General features: G+C 73.8%; 18 protein-coding genes. 8 read left to right on the top strand and 10 right to left on the bottom strand.

Translation table 11 applies throughout. From position 1 onward, the window contains the following. Positions 1-11: 11 nt before the first annotated feature. Positions 12-1,481 (top strand): helix-turn-helix domain-containing protein, encoded by a 1,470-nt coding sequence (locus C1I98_RS09640; protein ID WP_233507609.1) that lies wholly within the window; start codon positions 12-14, stop codon positions 1,479-1,481. Between the two features lie 27 nt (positions 1,482-1,508). Here C1I98_RS09640 and C1I98_RS09635 read toward each other — a convergent pair whose 3' ends face one another. Beyond that, a complete protein-coding gene (locus tag C1I98_RS09635; protein WP_111166732.1) occupies positions 1,509-2,447 on the bottom strand; it encodes a bacteriocin fulvocin C-related protein in 939 nt (312 codons plus the stop codon). Between the two features lie 478 nt (positions 2,448-2,925). Between C1I98_RS09635 and C1I98_RS09630 the strand changes: the two genes are divergently transcribed. The 6 genes from C1I98_RS09630 to C1I98_RS44945 all read left to right on the top strand — a co-directional run bounded on the left by C1I98_RS09630 (position 2,926) and on the right by C1I98_RS44945 (position 7,243). Further along, entirely contained in the window at positions 2,926-3,570 is a 645-nt protein-coding gene (locus C1I98_RS09630; protein ID WP_233507607.1) for an RNA polymerase sigma factor, read from the top strand. Next, positions 3,567-4,475, top strand: coding sequence for a hypothetical protein (locus C1I98_RS09625; RefSeq protein WP_111166731.1), 909 nt, complete (start codon positions 3,567-3,569; stop codon positions 4,473-4,475). The genes C1I98_RS09630 and C1I98_RS09625 overlap by 4 nt, the downstream gene beginning before the upstream one ends. Then, positions 4,472-5,161 (top strand): hypothetical protein, encoded by a 690-nt coding sequence (locus C1I98_RS09620; protein WP_111166730.1) that lies wholly within the window; start codon positions 4,472-4,474, stop codon positions 5,159-5,161. The genes C1I98_RS09625 and C1I98_RS09620 overlap by 4 nt, the downstream gene beginning before the upstream one ends. Continuing rightward, positions 5,158-5,934 carry a hypothetical protein gene (locus C1I98_RS09615; protein ID WP_111166729.1) on the top strand — a complete coding sequence of 259 codons (777 nt, stop codon included), beginning with the start codon at positions 5,158-5,160 and terminating at the stop codon, positions 5,932-5,934. The genes C1I98_RS09620 and C1I98_RS09615 overlap by 4 nt, the downstream gene beginning before the upstream one ends. Position 5,935: 1 nt before the next feature. Further along, on the top strand, positions 5,936-6,805 hold the full coding sequence (locus C1I98_RS09610) for an ABC transporter ATP-binding protein (protein ID WP_111166728.1): 870 nt from the start codon (positions 5,936-5,938) through the stop codon (positions 6,803-6,805). A gap of 303 nt (positions 6,806-7,108) precedes the next feature. Next, complete coding sequence (locus tag C1I98_RS44945) at positions 7,109-7,243, top strand: hypothetical protein (protein WP_267898028.1); 135 nt, start codon at positions 7,109-7,111, stop codon at positions 7,241-7,243. 18 nt (positions 7,244-7,261) lie between these two features. Here C1I98_RS44945 and C1I98_RS09600 read toward each other — a convergent pair whose 3' ends face one another. The 9 genes from C1I98_RS09600 to C1I98_RS09570 form a co-directional block, all read right to left on the bottom strand. Further along, positions 7,262-8,149: an HPP family protein gene (locus tag C1I98_RS09600; RefSeq protein WP_199536829.1), complete on the bottom strand. Its 888-nt coding sequence runs from the start codon at positions 8,147-8,149 to the stop codon at positions 7,262-7,264. 4 nt (positions 8,150-8,153) lie between these two features. Beyond that, positions 8,154-8,297, bottom strand: coding sequence for a respiratory nitrate reductase subunit gamma (locus C1I98_RS46325; RefSeq protein WP_438672073.1), 144 nt, complete (start codon positions 8,295-8,297; stop codon positions 8,154-8,156). A gap of 27 nt (positions 8,298-8,324) precedes the next feature. Next, entirely contained in the window at positions 8,325-8,777 is a 453-nt protein-coding gene (locus C1I98_RS42715) for a hypothetical protein (RefSeq protein WP_199536828.1), read from the bottom strand. 144 nt (positions 8,778-8,921) lie between these two features. Beyond that, positions 8,922-9,197, bottom strand: a complete 276-nt coding sequence (locus C1I98_RS45305; protein ID WP_306461850.1) for an ADP-ribosylglycohydrolase family protein — start codon at positions 9,195-9,197, stop codon at positions 8,922-8,924. 64 nt (positions 9,198-9,261) lie between these two features. Beyond that, the gene (locus C1I98_RS09590) at positions 9,262-9,873 is read right to left on the bottom strand and encodes an ADP-ribosylglycohydrolase family protein (protein ID WP_306461849.1); all 612 of its coding nucleotides are present in this window, start codon (positions 9,871-9,873) and stop codon (positions 9,262-9,264) included. A gap of 65 nt (positions 9,874-9,938) precedes the next feature. Next, positions 9,939-10,313, bottom strand: coding sequence for a YciI family protein (locus tag C1I98_RS09585; protein WP_111166727.1), 375 nt, complete (start codon positions 10,311-10,313; stop codon positions 9,939-9,941). A gap of 42 nt (positions 10,314-10,355) precedes the next feature. After that, a complete protein-coding gene (locus C1I98_RS09580; RefSeq protein WP_111166726.1) occupies positions 10,356-11,315 on the bottom strand; it encodes an N-acetylglucosamine kinase in 960 nt (319 codons plus the stop codon). Then, positions 11,312-12,586, bottom strand: a complete 1,275-nt coding sequence (locus tag C1I98_RS09575) for a family 4 glycosyl hydrolase (protein WP_111166725.1) — start codon at positions 12,584-12,586, stop codon at positions 11,312-11,314. Before C1I98_RS09575 ends, C1I98_RS09580 begins: the two co-directional genes overlap by 4 nt. A 158-nt stretch (positions 12,587-12,744) precedes the next feature. Continuing rightward, positions 12,745-13,944 carry an ROK family transcriptional regulator gene (locus C1I98_RS09570; protein ID WP_111166724.1) on the bottom strand — a complete coding sequence of 400 codons (1,200 nt, stop codon included), beginning with the start codon at positions 13,942-13,944 and terminating at the stop codon, positions 12,745-12,747. 58 nt (positions 13,945-14,002) lie between these two features. Here C1I98_RS09570 and C1I98_RS09565 point away from each other — a divergent pair, with 58 nt between their 5' ends. After that, the gene (locus tag C1I98_RS09565; protein WP_111166723.1) at positions 14,003-16,378 is read left to right on the top strand and encodes a HelD family protein; all 2,376 of its coding nucleotides are present in this window, start codon (positions 14,003-14,005) and stop codon (positions 16,376-16,378) included. The last annotated feature ends 597 nt before the right edge of the window (positions 16,379-16,975 follow it).

Here is a 16,975-nt window from a genome sequence, read left to right as displayed (position 1 = left end):
AGGATCGGTGCATGGCACCCTTGGTGAGCGAAGAACCGCTGTCTTTGACGCAGGAGCTCGATCTCATCGCGTTCGGGCAGCGCTTGCGCCACCTGCGTAAACAGCGCGGGCTCACCCTGTCCGACCTGGGCGGGCGGGTCAGCCGCGCACCCAGCCAGCTCTCCCTGCTGGAGAACGGCAAACGTGAGCCCAAGCTGTCGCTGCTGAAGTCCCTGGCCGCCGCGCTCAACGTCCCGGTCGAGGAACTCCTGCGCCGCCAGGCCCCCAACCGCCGGGCCCAGTTGGAGATCGCGCTGGAGGAGGCCCAGCGCGACCCGCTCTACGCCCGGCTCGGCCTGCCCCGGCTCAAGGTCTCCGCGCGGGTGCCCAACGACGTCCTCGAACACATCCTGGCCCTGTACGAGGAGCTGCGCTCGCGCGAGGCCAGGGGCACCGCGACGCCGGAGGAGGCCAGGGCGGCCAACGCCGAGCTGCGCCGCAAGCAGCGCGAGCGGGACAACTACTTCCCCGAGATCGAGAAGGCCGCGGCCGAGGCGCTGTCGGCGGTCGGCTACCGCACCGGCGCGCTGTCGCAGAGCACCGTCCAGGCGCTGGTCACCCACTTCGGCTACACCGTGCACACCGCCCAGGACCTGCCGCGGACCGTGCGTTCCATCACCGATCAGCGCAACCGGCGGATCTACGTCAAGAACGAGCAGCTCGGCATGCACAGCCCGCGCACGATCCTGCTGCAGACCCTCGGTCATCTCGCGCTCGGCCACCACCGGCCGCGCGACTTCGCCGACTTCCTGCGCCAGCGCACCGAGGCCAACTACTTCGCCGCCGCGCTGCTGGTGCCCGAGGACGCCGCGGCGGCCTACCTGCGCGAGGCCAAGGAGGACCGCGCGCTGTCGGTGGAAGACCTGCGCGACGTCTTCGCCGTCTCCTACGAGATGGCCGCCCACCGGTTCACCAACCTGGCCACCCACCACCTCGACCTGGTGTGCCACTTCGTGCGCAACGACGCCGGCGGGATCATCTACAAGGCCTACGAGAACGACGGCATCGTCTTCCCCGCCGACGAGCAGGGGGCCATCGAGGGCCAGCGGATGTGCCTGCGCTGGTCGGGCCGCCAGGTCTTCCAGTCACCGGACAAGTTCTCGGTCTTCTACCAGTACTCCGACTCCGCCACCGGCACCTACTTCTGCATGGCGCACGTGGACCCTTCGCGGGAGCGCGACTTCGCGATCACGCTGGGCGTGCCGTACCGCGAGTCGCGCTGGTTCCGGGGCCGGGAGACGACCCGGCGCACCAAGTCGGCCTGCCCCAACGGCGAGTGCTGCCGCCGCCCGCCGCCGGAGCTGACCCAGCGCTGGGAGGGTTACGCCTGGCCCTCGGCCCGCGCGAACTCCCACGTCCTGGCCGCCCTGCCGCCCGGCTCCTTCCCGGGCGTCGATGAGGCCGACGTCTACACCTTCCTGGAGCGGCACGCCGCCGGCTGACCTGCCCGCGGGATCAGGCGCGTCGCCTCAGCCGCAGTTGCCGTTGCAGCGGTAGCGCCACAGCGTGCCGCATCCGCTGGCGGTGCAGGTGCAGTAGCAGGAGGAGCAGTTCGCGCAGCCCCGGCAGGCGCTGCCGGTGGCGCACCAGTCGTCCAGGGTGGAGCAGCCGCAGGTGGCCGCCGCCGGTGGGCCGACCGGATCGGCCGGGCCCAGGGTGGCCAGCAGCGCCCGGGCCTCGTCCCCGCCGAACGCCTCGGTGGCGGCCTGCCGGAGCGCCGCGAGCCGGGCGTCCAGCGCGGGGTCCTCCCCGGCGGCGAAAACGGACTCCTCCGCGGCCGCGCTCATCGCATCCTCCAGTACGGCGCTTTGAGCGGCCGTCGGCGCCGGGTGCGCGGCGCGGTATTCGCGAAGGTGCGCCACCCAAAGGCGGCTGCGCTCGGCCGGGCCCAGTTCGCGGTAAACGGCCCGGCGGCGGGTCGGATCGTGGCCGATGAAATCGGGGTACTCCCGGGGAAGACGGCCATTGTTCGCCCGCACCCATTCGGCCGCCCCGGCGGTTTCGGCGTGGGCGGGGGAGACTTTTCCGAAGACGAACAGCGCCGCCGCGCCCAGGCCGGCCAGGCGGAAGAACCGCCCTCTGCTCATGGCACCGGCATCCGGCCGGCCGGCAGGCCCCGGAACGCCTTTGCAGAGGGCGCCCAGCGCTTTCAGAAAACGCAGTGTCGAGCGCGGCCCCAGCCGAAGGGCCAGCCGCAGCGCCATGGCGGGGCCCGTCCACGCGCGCACGGCGTCCGGGCGCACCCTGATCAGCGTGGGGGCGTCGGGAGCGGCGCCGCAGCGGGCCCGGGCCCGCCATCCGGCCACGTCGGGATGGCTCAGCGGCAGCACATGGACGCGGTGATCGCTGCTGTGCGCGATCTGGTCCGCCACTGAGCGGCACTGCCGGCAGGAGGCGTCGAACGCCATGACCCAATGCGTGTCCGGAGAACGCAAGACTGTCCTTTCAGAACGTCGGTTGGCGCGGGCGAGACCCCTGTACGGCCGTGCCGGCATTCGCCCGCGGGCACGTGAATTCGGGCACGATGACATGGGTTGTCAGGGCGTGCGTCTTGTGCCGTTCGAGTCCCTTTTGGTGGCTCTGTGGTCGATTGATCATGCAACGGATGATCTGGCGAGTCCAGTCCGAATTTATTGTGATCCACATCACAGTCGGCAGGGTGAAAGGAAAGTGGCGCTCCGTGATTTCCTGACCGCCGCCACCGGTTTCGGGCGGGCGGGCCCGGACAATTCCGCCGCTCCTTTTTCTGTGGCGTTCTGCCGACGATATGCTCGCCCCCGAATCGTATCGGGCCGGTCGTTATCGCCCCGGCGTTCTCCGGTGACCCGCCCCGATGAGATCCACGATCGGTGAACCTCGGCGCCGGTGGCCCGCTACATACCTGCGATGGACGGAAGAGCCGAGAAGATGCCGGGGTGGGCCGGGCGGATCGACCACCGGCCGCGCGTGCGGACGGCGCTGGTCCATGCCTCCGACGGGCAGTCCGCGCGGGCCGCGCGCGCCCGCCGCGACGACCGTGCCGCCGCGAGTGACATCCGCGTGCTGGCCAGGATCGCCGACGGCGACGCCCGGGCACTGGCCGACCTTTACGAGCGGTATTCCGGTCCACTGTTCGCCTTCCTGTATCGGCTCTGCGGCGACCGTGGAACGGCCGAGGAGATCCTCCAGGACACCGTGATGGCCGTGTGGCTCTCGGCGGCGAGCTACCGGCAGCGCTCCAGCGTCAGCACCTGGCTGTTCGGGGTGGCGCGCAGGCAGGCGCACAACCGGCTGCGCGGCATGCCGCCGCCGATCGCGGCCGAGCCGAGGGAGGGACCGGACCCGCTGCCCGGCCCGGAGGAACTGGCCGTCGGCGGTGACCAGGTGCAGTCCGCGCTGGCCCGGCTCCCGCTGCCGCATCGCGAGGTCGTCGTGTTGCTGCTGGTCCATGACCTGAGCCAGCGGGAGATCGCCGAAGTGCTGGGTATTCCGGTCGGCACCGTCAAAAGCCGCCTGCATCATGCCCGCGCGATCCTGAGGGGGCCCGCGTGAACGACTGGCCCGAGCTCGCGGGCATCCGCGACGGCATCCCGCAGCCGCCGGCGGCCTCCGACATGGTCCGCGCCGTCCTGCTGGCCTCGGCGCTGGCCCGCGGGTACGACGGCGACCCCGGCGAGCGGGCGCCCGAATGCGGTGAGGTCCCGCCCGGCGCGCGGCCCTGCGCCGGCGAAAGGAGCGGCGAACCGGCCGATGAACGGATCGGCGGCAAGAACGGCGAAAGGATCGGCGACGGCTCGCGGGACCGGCCGCGCCGCGAGGGCCCCGCGCTGCGGCGGGCCTGGCGGCTGCTGGTCATGGAGGCCCGGCTGCTGTCCACCGCCGTCCTGCTGTCCTCCTTCCTGGCCGTGGCCGGGTGCGTGGCGGTCGCGCTGGTCAGGGTCGAGCTCACCGAGGTGCTACTCGGGCTGGCCGTGCCCCTGGTCACCGGGTTCGGTGTCGCCGGGCTGCACAGCCCGGACCGCGACCCGGCGTTCGAGCTGGTCAGGGCCACCCCCACATCGCCACGGGTGATCCTTCTGGCCAGGGTGACCTGCCTGTTCGGCTTCGATCTGGCGGTGGCGCTGCTCGGCTCGGCGCTGCTGACCGTCATGGGCGCGGCGCCGCAAGGCCTGTGCGGCCTGGTCCTGGCCTGGCTCGGCCCGGCCGCGCTGCTGGCCGCGCTCAGCCTGCTGCTTTCTGTGTGGTGGAGGGCCGACGGCGCGATCGCGGTCGCCCTGGTGGTGTGGAGCCTGCCGATGCTCGCCCGCACCGGGCTTCCGGTACCGCCCGTCTTCGGGCGGGTGTGGGAGAACGTGCCGGTCACCTTGGGGCTGGCGGCGCTGTTCGCGGCGACCGCCGTGCTGCTGGCCGGCAGGATCGAGCCGCTGCGCGTCCCCGGCGCCACGCGGTCGTCGTGAGGCCGATCGCGCTGTGGGCGCACGAGGTCCGGCGGGCCGGGCTGCCGGCGCTGCTCGGGCCGCTCGTACTGGTCGCCGCCATGCTGCTGCTTGCCGCCTTGGGCACGCGGATCGGCTCGGCGCAGGAGAACACCCGGTGGTTCCTGATGGGCGCGGCCGAGATGGGCCTGCCGCTGCTGACCGGGATCGCGGCGGCCACGCTGACCGGCCGCGACCGCGCCGCCGAGCTACGGCTGACCTGCCCCTCGGCCTACCGCGTCGCCGTGGCGCGGCGCGTCGCGGTGGTGATGTGCTGGGCGGCGGTGTGCGCCGCCGGCTGCTCGGTGCTGCTGATGGCGACCGGCTGGTGGGACCCCGCGTTCACCGGCCCGGACGGGCAACTGGTGTGGCTGGCCCCGGCGGTGTGGACCACCGCCCTGGGGGCCTGCTCCGCCGCGATGTCGCGCAGCGTCCCCGCCGCCACCACGCTGGTCGGCTTCCTGTGGACGTTCCAGCAGATCTTCGCCGAGTTCCTGGTGGAGGATCGGGTGCTGCGGCATGTGTTCCTGTTCGCCACCACACGCGGGCCCGTCCCGGACTGGCCGGCCAACCGGCTGACGCTGCTGGCCACCGCGCTGCCGATGGGCCTGGCGGCCTGGGTACTGCTGGGCAGGCCCGAGCGGATCTTGCGAGGCGCCGCGGAATGACCGCCACGATGCGTTACGAATACCTGATGCAGGTCCGCCGCCCCACCCTGTGGCTGGTGTATCTGCTGGTCTTCGCGGTGACCGCCGCCACGCTGCCGTTCTGGTCGCTGGACCTGGGCGGGCGCGACCCCGGCGACCCGAGATCGGCGATGCTGAGCGCGGCCGACATCCTCATCGCCGTGCTGCCCATGGTCTACGGCTGCATGATCGCCGACCGGCCGGGGCGGGACCGGGCGCTCGGCGTGGACGGGGTGCTGAGCGCGATCCCGGCGGGCCGCACAGGGCGGCTGCTCGGCAAGTACCTCGGGGTGTGCGCCGCGACGGCCACGCCGTTCCTGGCGATCTTCCTGGGCCGTGCGGCGGGCTACGCCGTCATCGAGGGCGAGGCCGCCGCGCTCGGCTGGTCGCTGGTGGTCTTCCTGAGCGTCATCGCCCCCGGGCTGGCCTTCCTCGGGGCGCTCGCCTTCGCCGGGCCGCTGCTGGTCCCGCCGCTGCTGTTCCGGGTGCTGTTCGTGGCCTACTGGTTCTGGGGCAACCTCATCCCGGTCACCATGATGCCCACGCTGTCCCACACGGTGCTGTCGGCCACCGGCGAGTACGCCGCCCGCGGCTGGTTCGAGGGCGGCTTCGGTCCCCGGCCGGAGGCGGCGCTCGACGTGCTGCGCCCCGAGGCCACCCCGCTGTCGGCCGCGCTGTGGGTGGGCGTGATGATCGCCCTGGCCGCGGCCATGCTCGTCCTGGTCCGCCTGCACGCCATCCGGAGTGAATCCTGACATGCGCATCCAGACCTCCAAGCTGACCAAGGTCTACCGGGGCAAGGTCCGCGCCATCGACGGGGTCGACCTGGACGTCCCGGTCGGCATGTACGGGCTGCTCGGCTCCAACGGCGCGGGCAAGACCACGCTGATGCGCATCCTGGCCGGGCTGCTCAAGCCCACCTCCGGCCGCGTCGTGCTGGGCGGGCACGACATCACCACGCCCGCCGGGCGCGTCGCCGTGCAGCGGACGCTCGGCTACCTCCCGCAGGACCTCGGCGTCTACCCCGACCTGACGGCCCGCCGCTTCCTGGACTACATCGCCCTGCTCAAGGGCCTGGACGCGCGGTCGGCCCGGCGGCGCAGGATCGGCGAACTCCTGGAGGTCGTCGCGCTGGGCGAGCACGCCGACAGAAAGCTCCGCGGCTTTTCCGGCGGGATGCTGCGCCGGGTCGGCATCGCCCAGGCGCTGCTGGCCGACCCGCGCCTGCTGATCGTCGACGAACCCACCACCGGCCTGGACCCCGAAGAGCGCATCCGGTTTCGCACCATGCTGTCCCAGCTCGCCGGTGACCGCACCGTCCTGCTCAGCACCCACATCGTCGAGGACGTGGCGCAGACCTGCCGTGACCTGGCGGTCCTGGCCAAGGGGCGGCTGGTCTTCCAGGGCGCGACGGGCGAGCTGGTCTCCCAGGCGGCCGGGCGGGTGTGGAATCTCACCACGAGCGGCCCGGCCCCCGCCGAGGGCCGGATCGTCGCCGCGGTGCCGGAGGGGGCCGGTACCCGCTACCGGCTGATCGCCGCCGCCGCGCCGCACCCGCACGCCGAGCCGGTGAGCCCCACCCTCGAAGACGGCTACCTCGCGCTGATGGGGGTGGCCCCCTGCTGAGGTCGCCGGTGCCCGGCGCGGCACGGCGACATAGTGTTCGTACGTGTGAGTACGCGACCGCCGTCTCCCTTAGGGAGGAAGCCATGCACGCTCCCGCCCGGATGCCCTTCGACCAGCCCGGCCCGCTGCCGCCCCCGCCGCTGCTGCGCGGCATGCAGGCCGAAGGCCCGATCCACGCCATCACCACCGCGACCGGGGACCCGGCGTGGCTGGTGACCGGCTACCCCGAGGTATGCGACGGCCCCGCCCACCTCACCTTCGGCCAGGGGGCGCGGTACTGCATCGGCGCCCCGCTTGGCCCGTATGGAGCTCAAAGCGGCGTTCGCCGGTCTTTCCGCCCGCTTCCCCGGCCTGCGCCTGGCCGCCGACCCGGCCGGGCTGCGGTTCGAGCAGCATGTGCTGACCCGCCCGCTGGGCGCGCTGCCGGTCACCTGGTGACCGTCCGGCCGCCGCGGTTCACCGCCGCGGGGCCGTCCTGAAGGTGGCCAGCAGGGAGTTCAGCCCGTCGGTGAACACCGACACGGTGATGGCCGTGACCTTCTCGTCGCGGGTCAGGGCGCGGAACTCGGCGGCCCACTGGTCCACGACCGAGGACCTGCCGTTGGGGCCGGGGCCGATCAGCGCGGCCCGCGCGGCGGCCGGCCGTACCGCCAGGCGGGCCTCGCGCTCGGGGTCGCCGCGTCCGAGCAGGTGTACCGCGCGGGTCGCGGCCAGCGGCCACATCGTCGTGGTCATGGCCGCCACCAGCACCTGCGCCGCCTCCCGGCAGGCCGCCTCGGCCGCCGACCGGTCTGCGGCCGGTGCCGGCGGGGCGGCCGGGGCCCACAGCGGATAGGGACGCCCGGACAGCCGGTTGGTCGTGATGAGCACGCCGGTCGTGGTGGCGACGGCCGCCATCAAGATCGCCAACTGGGCGGGGGTGTGCAGGAAGCCCAGCGCGATGATCAGGGTCGTCGCGCCGCCGGGCGGGTGGGACACGTTGCCGAGGAGCATCCCGGCCGAGGTGAGCGCGAGCGCGATGACGACCGCGGCCACCCGGTGCCCGTCGGTGTGGGACAGGTCCGGCCCGGCCTCGGTGAGGCCGGTCGCGACCAGCGCGAGGTATCCGGCGCTCGCGCTGATCAGGTGCCCGGCCAGGGTGTTGCGCGGGCTGGCGGCGGGCGTCGCGGAGGCGGTCAGGGCCAGGTAGACGGTCGGCCCCAGCGAGGGGAACACGAACGGCTGGCCGCTGACCCACGCCACCACGGCCGGCACGGCGATGCACACCCCGGCCTGCAGGCAGGTCGGGAGCGCGATCCGGCCGCGGGACCCGGCGGCGCGGATCGCCGGAGCGAGGGCGCTCACGCCGTCACCGGGCGGGGGGCCGTCCGCCGGCCGCGCGCTGCGCGCCGCCGCGGTGCCGGTAGACGACGTAGGGGCGGGTCAGGTAGCCCAGCGGGGCGGCGAAGGCGTGCACCAGCCGGCTGAACGGCCACAGCGCGAACAGGGCCATCGCCAGCAGGCCGTGTACCTTGGAAGGTCAGCGGGGCGTGGGCCATGGCCGGTACGTCGGGCTGGAGCAGGAACAGGCTGCGCAACTGTTGACACAGGGAATCTGTTCACTGGCCAGGGCATTCATTTCAGTCCGAAATTCGGCTCCCGGATCTGCCGAAAAGTGTGCGGGTGGTGGCCATGGTGGCCGTTCGCGCCGCCGCCGGTACGGCGAAAGGCCGATTTTCCGGCGCGAAATCCGGATGGTCCGTCCGAGCTGGGCCGCCAGCCGGCTGAGGCTCAGCGGTCCGTGCCGGTCGGCCGCCAGCGGCAGCCGAAGCGCGGTCAGCGACAGATCGCCCATCTGCGCCACGGCGTCCAGCGTCACCTCCACCAGGACCAGGGACGCCTCCTCCACCATCCAGGCCGAGTCGTGTCCGGCGTCAAGCTCGGCGTCGTGCCCGCCCCCACCGCCGGCCCCGCCGGACGGCACCGCGGTCACCCGCCTTCCCGGCGAGCAGGTCTGTTTCGTGAAGAACCAGGATCCGTCGTTGAAGGCTCGATGAATGCCTTCATGACTTCCTCGTGAAACTCTCGGGGCCGGCCGGGCCGGGATTCCGGGCCGGGGCACGCCAGGATACGGCGCTCAAGGCGCCCGCCCAGGGGCGTCCGCGCCGCCCTTACCCTGCGCTGACGTTCCGGCGGCGGGCGCGGCGGGGGTGCAGCGCGGCGGGATCGCGTCCTCGCCCGTCAGGGCCCAGGCGGGCAACGGCTCGCAGTGCTCCAGCCACTCGGGGGGCGGCGCGCTGCGCGCCCCGAGGATGCCGCCGACGATCGCGCACGTGGTGTCGACGTCGCCGCCGGCCGTCCCGGTCGCCCAGAAGGCCCGCGCGTAGTCGTCGAGGTGGCGGCGGCGGCCCACAGTGTGAAGGGCACGGTGTCGCGGGCGGCGACCGTGTTTCCGTTGCCCAGTGCCCGGGCGGCGATCAGCGGGTCGCCGAGGGTGAGCAGGGTGCGCGCGTGCACGATGCCGTCGTGGAGTGCGCCCGGCGGCACCGCCCCGGGGTGAGCGGGCCCTCCCCGGCGGCGGTCGCGCCCGCCACGGCCACCGCGACCGCGCCGTCCACGGCCTCGGGATGGGTGTGGGTGACCTCGGCGGAGGCCCGGGCCTGCGCCGCGGCGATCGGCGGGTCGCCGGCGAACCACGCGCCGAGCGGGGCGACCCGCATGGCCGCGCCGTTGCCCCACGAACCGCCGCCGTCGAACAGCCCGGCGGCCAGCTCGCGCCAGTCGCCGCCGTTTCGGACCAGGCGCAGCATCCGGCCGGTGGCCGGGCCGTAGCCGCGGCCGAAGTCCTGGTGGGCGGCGAAGCGGGCGGCGAGCGTGTCCTGGTCGATGCCGCCGAGGTCGGCCAGGGTCCGGTAGATGGAGCAGGCCATCTCGGTGTCGTCGGTCCACTGCCAGGGCGCCGCCGGGGGCAGGCTCTGGGTGAGCAGTGCCCCGCGGTTGTCAAGGACGAAGAACTGCGAGCCGAGCGCGTCGCCGAGGGCCAGGCCGTACAGGGAGGCCCGCGCGCGGGTCATGGGGTCGGTTGCCATCGGCGTCCATTGTGGCATCGATCACCCCGCTCGGCCCGGGGGCCGCGCCGCGCGACCGCGTCCGGTCAGCTCGGCGCGCCGAAGTCCTCCGGCCCGAAGATCCGCAGTACGTCGACCCGCCCCTCCCAGCCGGGCCACAGGTCGCGGTGCAGCGCCAGGAAACGTGACCCCCACTCGACCGCCTCGTCCTTGCCGGCGACCTGGTAGACGGCGTAGCCGGTCAGTTCGTCAACGTCGGGGAACGGGCCGTCGGCGACGCTCATGTGGCCGCCGGTGAGTTCGATCCTGGCGCCCTGCGCGCTGGGGGCCAGCCCGCCGTCGTCGAGCAGCGCGCCGGATTTGGCGGCCTCCTCGCCCAGGGTGGCCTTGGCCCGCATCAGCTCGGCCGGCGGCGGGGTGTCCGGCTGGGCGGTGACGCGAAGGGTGATCATGTATCGCATAGCCCACTCTTCTACCGCATGTCCGGGCGTGCCGGGCCCGGCTCAGTTCCCCAGCGCGGAACGCACCCGGTCCTTGGCGGCGTGGGCCGCGCCGATCCGGTCCAGGCCGAGCAACGCGGCCCCGGCGATCGGCGGCACGTCCACCACCACGGTCTTGGCGTGCGGCGCGCACCGCGCCAGGCCCGTCTCGATCAGGCCGGAAAGCAGCGGGTCGCGGGCGGTCAGCACGCCGCCGCCGAGCACCACCTCGGTGGGCGTGCCCAGCAGGTCCAGCCGCCGCATGGCCACCTCGGCGAGCACCACGACCTCCTGTGCCTGCCGTTCCACCAGCGACAGCGCGATCGCGTCGCCGTCGCGGGCGGCCAGCAGCAGCGGGCGGGCAAGTTCGGTCAGCCGGTCCGGCGGCAGTTCCCCGAAGTGCAGCGCGAGCGCCACGTCGGTGACGCTGGTCATGCCGAACCAGGTGCGGACCACCTCGGCCAGCGCGGTCGCCGGGCCCCGGCCGTCCTCGGCCCGTACGGCGTGCCACAGGGTCTCCTCGCCCAGCCCGATCCCGCCGCCCCAGTCGCCGGTGAACTTGCCGAGCGCGGGGAACCTGGCCACCTCGCCGGTGGGGGACACGCCCACGGCGTTGACCCCCGCCCCGCAGGCCACCGCGACGCCCCACGGCCCCGAGGCCCCGGCGCGCAGCAGCGCGAAGGTGTCGTTGCCCACCACGACCTGCGGCGCCAGGCCGCGGTCCAGCATCTCCGCGCGCAGCGCCTCCTCCTCCACCGGAAGGTCGGCCCCGGCCAGGTAGGCGGCCACATGGTCGGCGTAGGGCGGCGGGCCGGGCAGCATCGCCGACAGCGTGCGCCGCACCTCCTCCACCGCGGCCGCCACGCCGGTGCTCTGCGGCTGGAACCCGCCGCCCCGGCCCCGCGCGAGTACCGAGCCGTCCTCGCCGACCAGCGCCACGTCGGTCTTGCTGTTGCCGCCGTCGATGGCCAGCACGGTCCTCACGGCAGGCTCCCCCCGTCACCGGCCCACGGCAGATGATCGCGGCCGGCCTCGATGAGGCGTGCGGCCAGGTCGCCGGCCAGCGATGCCTGCCCGATCAGCGGATGGGCCAGCAGCGCGTCGGTCACCCGGTCCGCGCCGCCGCGCAGCGCCGCCTCGCGCGCCAGATCCTCATAGGCGGCGACGTGCGCGATCAGACCGGAAAGCAGCGGCGGGACCGGCTGCACCGGCACCGGGACCGCACCGCCCGGACCGACCTCCGCCGGTACCTCGATGACCGTCTCATCGGGCAGGAACGGCAGCGTGCCGGCGTTGCGGAGGTTGACCACCAGCCGCGCGGGAGCCTGGCCGAGCAGCGCGGCGATGAGAGCCACGGCCGCCTCGGAGTAGAAGGCGCCGCCACGCCCGGCCAGCAGCTCGGGCTTGGTGTCGGCGGCCGGGTCGGCGTAGATCTCAAGCAGGCGGGATTCGATCTCGGCCACCGCGGCGGCCCGGGGAGGCCCCTCGCGCTGTTCGGCGACCACCGCGTCGTGCTCGTAGAAGTAGCGCAGGTAGTAGGACGGCACCAGGCCCAGGCGGCGCAGCAGCCCGGCGGGCAGCCCCACCGCGGCGGCGATCTCCTCGCCGTGCCGCTCCAGCAGGCCGGGCAGTTCCTCGCGGCCGTCCAGCAGCACCGACCGTTCCCAGGTCAGGTGGTTGAGCCCGACATGGCCCAGGGAGATGCGGCCGGGGTCGGCGCCGAGCAGCGCGGCGAAGCGCCGCTGGAAGCCGATCGCCACGTTGCAGAGGCCGATCGCGCGATGCCCGGCGTCCAGCAGCGCCCGGGTGACGATCCCGACGGGGTTGGTGAAATCGATGATCCAGGCGTCCGGGGCGGCCTTGGCGACGCGTTCGGCGATGTCCAAGACCACCGGGACGGTCCGCAGCGCCTTGGCCAGCCCGCCCGCGCCGGTGGTCTCCTGCCCCACGCAGCCGCAGGCCAGCGGCAGCGTCTCATCGACGTGCCTGGCGGCCTGCCCGCCGACGCGCAACTGCACCAGCACGGCCTGCGCGCCCGCCGCGCCCCGCCCCGCATCGGTGTCGGTGGTGATCCGCGCCGGGTGCCCCGCGCGGGCCAGCATCCGGGCGGACATGCCCGCCACCAGCGCGAGCCGGTGGGGATCGGGATCGATGAGGGCGATCTCGCCGATCGGCAGCGTCTCACGCAGCCGGGCGAACCCGTCGATCAGCTCCGGGGTGTACGTCGAGCCGCCCCCGATGACGGCCAGTTTCACCGGGTCGCTCCCGCCAGGGTCACGTCGCCTCCACACCCCATTCAGTTAAGAAACTTTCCTAATCCGAGGAAACTAGACAGCGAAAGGACCGCCGTCAAGACGACGGCGGTCCTCGCAACCAACCTGTGACTACGCGCGGGCCCCGGCGGGCGGCCGCCTCAGGACGGCGAACCGCCCGCGACCGCGCCGAAGACCTCCTCGCGGACCTTGTCCAGGCCCAGCTCCACGGCCCCGGCCAGCACCGGGTTGCCCTCCAGCGTGGACAGCAGCAACGGCGGCCGGGGCAGGGTGAGGGCGTGCAGCTCGCGCTCGATCAGCGCGCGCAGCCGCTCGCCACCGGCCAGCAGCATGCCGCCGGTCAGCACCACGATCTCCGGATCGACCACGGCCACCACCGAGGCCAGCCCCACCGCCAGCCGGGAGGCCACCTCGCCCAGGCCGCGCGCGGCCCGCTCGTCGCCCTCCCCGGCAGCCCGGACCGCGCCCGCCACCGCCAGCGCCGGCGTCGCCCCGCGCACGCCGTGCGCGCGCAGCACCGACCGCACCGCCGGGCCGCCGCTGAGCGCCTGGAACCCGTGGATGGCGTGCCGCCCGGCCTCGCGCATGGTCGGCGCTCCGAGCGCCGGCATGTACCCCACCTCGCCCGCGCCGCCGGTCGCGCCCCGGTGCAGCCGCCCGCCGAGCACCAGCGCCGAACCGAGCCCCGAATCACCCCACAACAACACGAAGTCGTGATAGCCGCGCGCCACCCCGTGCCGCCGCTCGGCCAGCGCCACCAGATTGACGTCGTTCTCCACGTCCACCGGCAGCCCCAGCCCCTCACCGAGCGTGGCCAGCAGATCGGGAACATGCCACCCGGGGATGTGCGTTGCATACCCCAGCCGCCCGCTGCCCGGATCCAGCGCGCCCTGGATGCCGATCACCACCCGGCGCGGGGCGGGGGCGCCGGGCGCCGCCGCACGCGCGCCGCGCAGCGCCTCACGGACCTTGGCCACCACGTCGCCCCGCTCGCGCGGCGTGCTCAGCCGGTGCTCGCCGACGACGGTGCCGGTGATGTCGGTGATCGCCGACTCGATCCGCGTGTGGGTGACGTCCAGCGCCGCCACATAGCCCGCCGCCGGGTTGAGGCGGTACAGCTCCGCCGTACGGCCCGGCATGCCCTCCCGGACCCCGTCCAGCACCACCAGCCCGGCCGCGCTCAGCCTGGCCAGCATCTGGGAGGCGGTCGGCTTGGACAGCCCGGTGATCGCGCCGATCTCCGGGCGGGTCAGCGGGCCGCGTTCCAGCAGCGCCCTCAGCGCCGCCCGGTCGTTGATCGCCCGCAGCAGGCTGGGCGTGCCGGGAGCGGGCGTGGTCACCCGGTCACCTGCCGCACGCCGGACGCCGGCGCCTGCCCACCGTGAGAAAGTATTGGGGATGTCACAACCGACCCGCCATCTCGATGCGCGTGAACGCGAGCTTGCCAAGGAGCAAGCCTACGTCACCAGGCTGTACGACCGCCTCGACGCACTGCGGGAGCACACCCGGCGGCAACTCGACGGCGTGCTCGCCCAAGGCGGCGGCGGCACGATGCAGAACCGCTCCGAGCGCGACACCTTCGCCACGATGTACGCCGAGCGGCTGGCCCGCCTGTGGGCCGTGGAGCACGCGCTGTGCTTCGGCCGGATCGACCACGCCGAAGGCGCGAGCCCGGCACTGGAAGAGCTCCCCGGCGAAGCGCCCGGCGAGGAGCAGGGCGAGGTCACGGGCTCGCTCTACATCGGCAGGATCGGCCTCGGCGACGGCGAACGGCGGCTGCTGATCGACTGGCGGGCCCCCGTCGCCCAGCCCTTCTACCGGGCCACCCCCGCCGCGCCGATGGGCATCACCCGCCGCAGGCACCTGCAGACCCGCGGCCGGCGCGTCGTCGGCATCGACGACGACCTGCTCGACGTGGACAACCTCACCGACGACGACGTGGCCACCCTCAACGGCGAGGCGGCGCTGCTGGCCTCGATCACCGCGGATCGCACCGGCAGGATGCGCGACATCGTCGCCACCATCCAGGCCGAACAGGACCGCGTGATCCGCTCGGCCCTGGACGGCGTGCTGGTCGTACAGGGCGGGCCGGGCACCGGCAAGACCGTGGTCGCCCTGCACCGCGCCGCCTACCTGCTCTACACCCACAGGGAACGCCTGGCCAGGCGCGGCGTGCTGATCCTCGGCCCCAACCCGACGTTCCTGCGCTACATCGAGCAGGTGCTTCCCTCACTCGGCGAGACCGACGTGCTGCTGTCCACCGTCGGCGAGCTGTACCCCGGCGTACGCGCCACCGCCAAGGAGCCCGACGCGGTCGCCGCGGTCAAAGGCGACGCCAAACTGGCCAAGGTGATCGCCCGCGCGGTCGCCGACCGGCAGCGGGTGCCCAGAAAGCCGCTCTCCATCACCCTCGGGTCGCACACCCTCACCCTGGAGGCGCGCACCCTGGAGGCGGGGGCCGCCCGCGCGTCCCGCTCGCGCCGCCCGCACAACCAGGCCCGCGCGGTCTTCGTCAGGCACCTGCTCAACGCGCTGGCCCGGCAATGGGCCAAGCGGCTCGGCAAGGGCGTGATCGACGATGAGGAACTGGCCGACCTGCGCGAGGAACTGCGCACCGAGCCCGCCGTGCGCTCCGCCCTGAACCGCATGTGGCCCTACCTCACCCCACAGCAGCTCCTGATCGGCCTCTACACCTCCCCCGAACGGCTGGAGGCAGCGGTCGGCGGCCTGCTCTCCCGCGCCGAACGCGCCCTGCTGACCCGCGCCGCGCCCCGCGCGGGCGGCGGCTGGGAGTGGACCGAATCGGACGTCCCGCTGCTGGACGAGGCCGCCGAACTGCTCGGCGACATCGACGAGCAGGTGCTGCGGGCCAGCGCCTGGATGGCCGAGGAGGAACGCGCCGCCGCGCAGGCGTCCCGCCGCGAAGAACAGGACCGCGAACTGGCCTACGCCAGGGAGGTGCTGGAGCTGACCGGCATGGCCGACGTCCTGGACGCCGAACGCCTCGCGGCCCGCCACCGCGAGGAGACCGACGACCTGACCACCGCCGAGCGCGCCGCCGCCGACCGCACCTGGGCGTTCGGGTACGTGATCGTCGATGAGGCGCAGGAACTGTCGCCGATGGCCTGGCGGGCGGTGATGCGCCGCTGCCCGGCCAAGGCGATGACCGTGGTCGGCGACATCGCCCAGACCGCTACCAGCGCCGGTCCCGCCTCCTGGGACGAGGTGCTGGCCCCCTACACCCAGGGTCGCCACCGGGTGGAGACCCTGAGCGTCAACTACCGCACCCCCGCCGAGCTGATGTCGGTCGCCGAGGGGGTCTTGACGCTCATCGGCCCGGGCCTTCGCGCGCCGCGCTCGGTACGCGAGAGCGGCGCGCCACCGTGGCGGCAGCGGCTCGGCGACCTGGCCGAACTCGGCGCGCTCGCCGCGAGTGAGGCCGTCGCCGGCGGGCGGCTGGCGGTGCTCGCGCCCGCCGCGCTGGCCGCCGAGGTCGGCGCGGCCGTCACCGCCGCGGTGACCGGCGCCGTCGCCGGCCCCGGCCCGGACGCCCTGGACGCGCCCGCCGCGGTGCTGACCGTGGCCGACGCCAAGGGCCTGGAGTTCGACGCCGTGATCGTCGCCGAACCGGCGGCGATCCTGGCCGAGTCACCGCGCGGCGCCAGCGACCTGTACGTCGCGCTGACGCGCGCCACCCGAAGGCTCGGCGTGGTCCACACCGGCGACCTTCCGCCGGTCCTGTCGGCCTTGCCCGACCGCCCCGCCTTGCGATGACATGGCCGCCGTTGCCCGGTCGGCTTGACATGTCCAGGCTGCTAAAACTTGGCTTTCCCGCTGATCGGGGCACGGTTGACATCTGAGCTGAGGTCGGTAGTTTGCTGCGCAGTCCAGCACGGGACTGGCCGGTTGGCCGTCTTCGACATCGCCGGATCCTGCGCCCGTGACGGAGGGTGACTTCGTCCGTACAGCCAGGCGCAGGGCCGGTGATCCGTCGGGTCGGGGCACCCCATCCGGGCGGGGGGTTGGACCCGGGACGGGCCCGGACGCCCAGTAGACAACGGAATTCCGCGCTCGCCGCCGACGGGACGGATCCGGTCCGAAGGGTTTCCGGGCCCTCTTCCCGTTCCGTGCCTGGTCACGTACGCGCCGGGTGATCCTTGCGGCACCCGCCTGCCGGCGGGGATCACCCTGTGTACGTGCCCACCTTTGCCCGGCTCGCCCAGGTCAAGGGCGTCGCCCGGTGCCGCCGGTGCGGTAGCGTGCAGGGACTGGCATGCTCGGGTCTTCGCCTCGGGCCCTTCGCAGGGAGACCTTCCTCGGTGGTGCGAGACAACAAAGGCGTCCCGGCCGCCGCGCCGGACGCGAAGGGAC

The organism is Spongiactinospora gelatinilytica (genome assembly GCF_003236385.1).
Classification (GTDB): Bacteria; Actinomycetota; Actinomycetes; order Streptosporangiales; family Streptosporangiaceae; genus Spongiactinospora; species Spongiactinospora gelatinilytica.
Note: the sequence above shows the minus strand (reverse complement) of the source record. Positions and strands in the feature narration are given on the sequence as shown.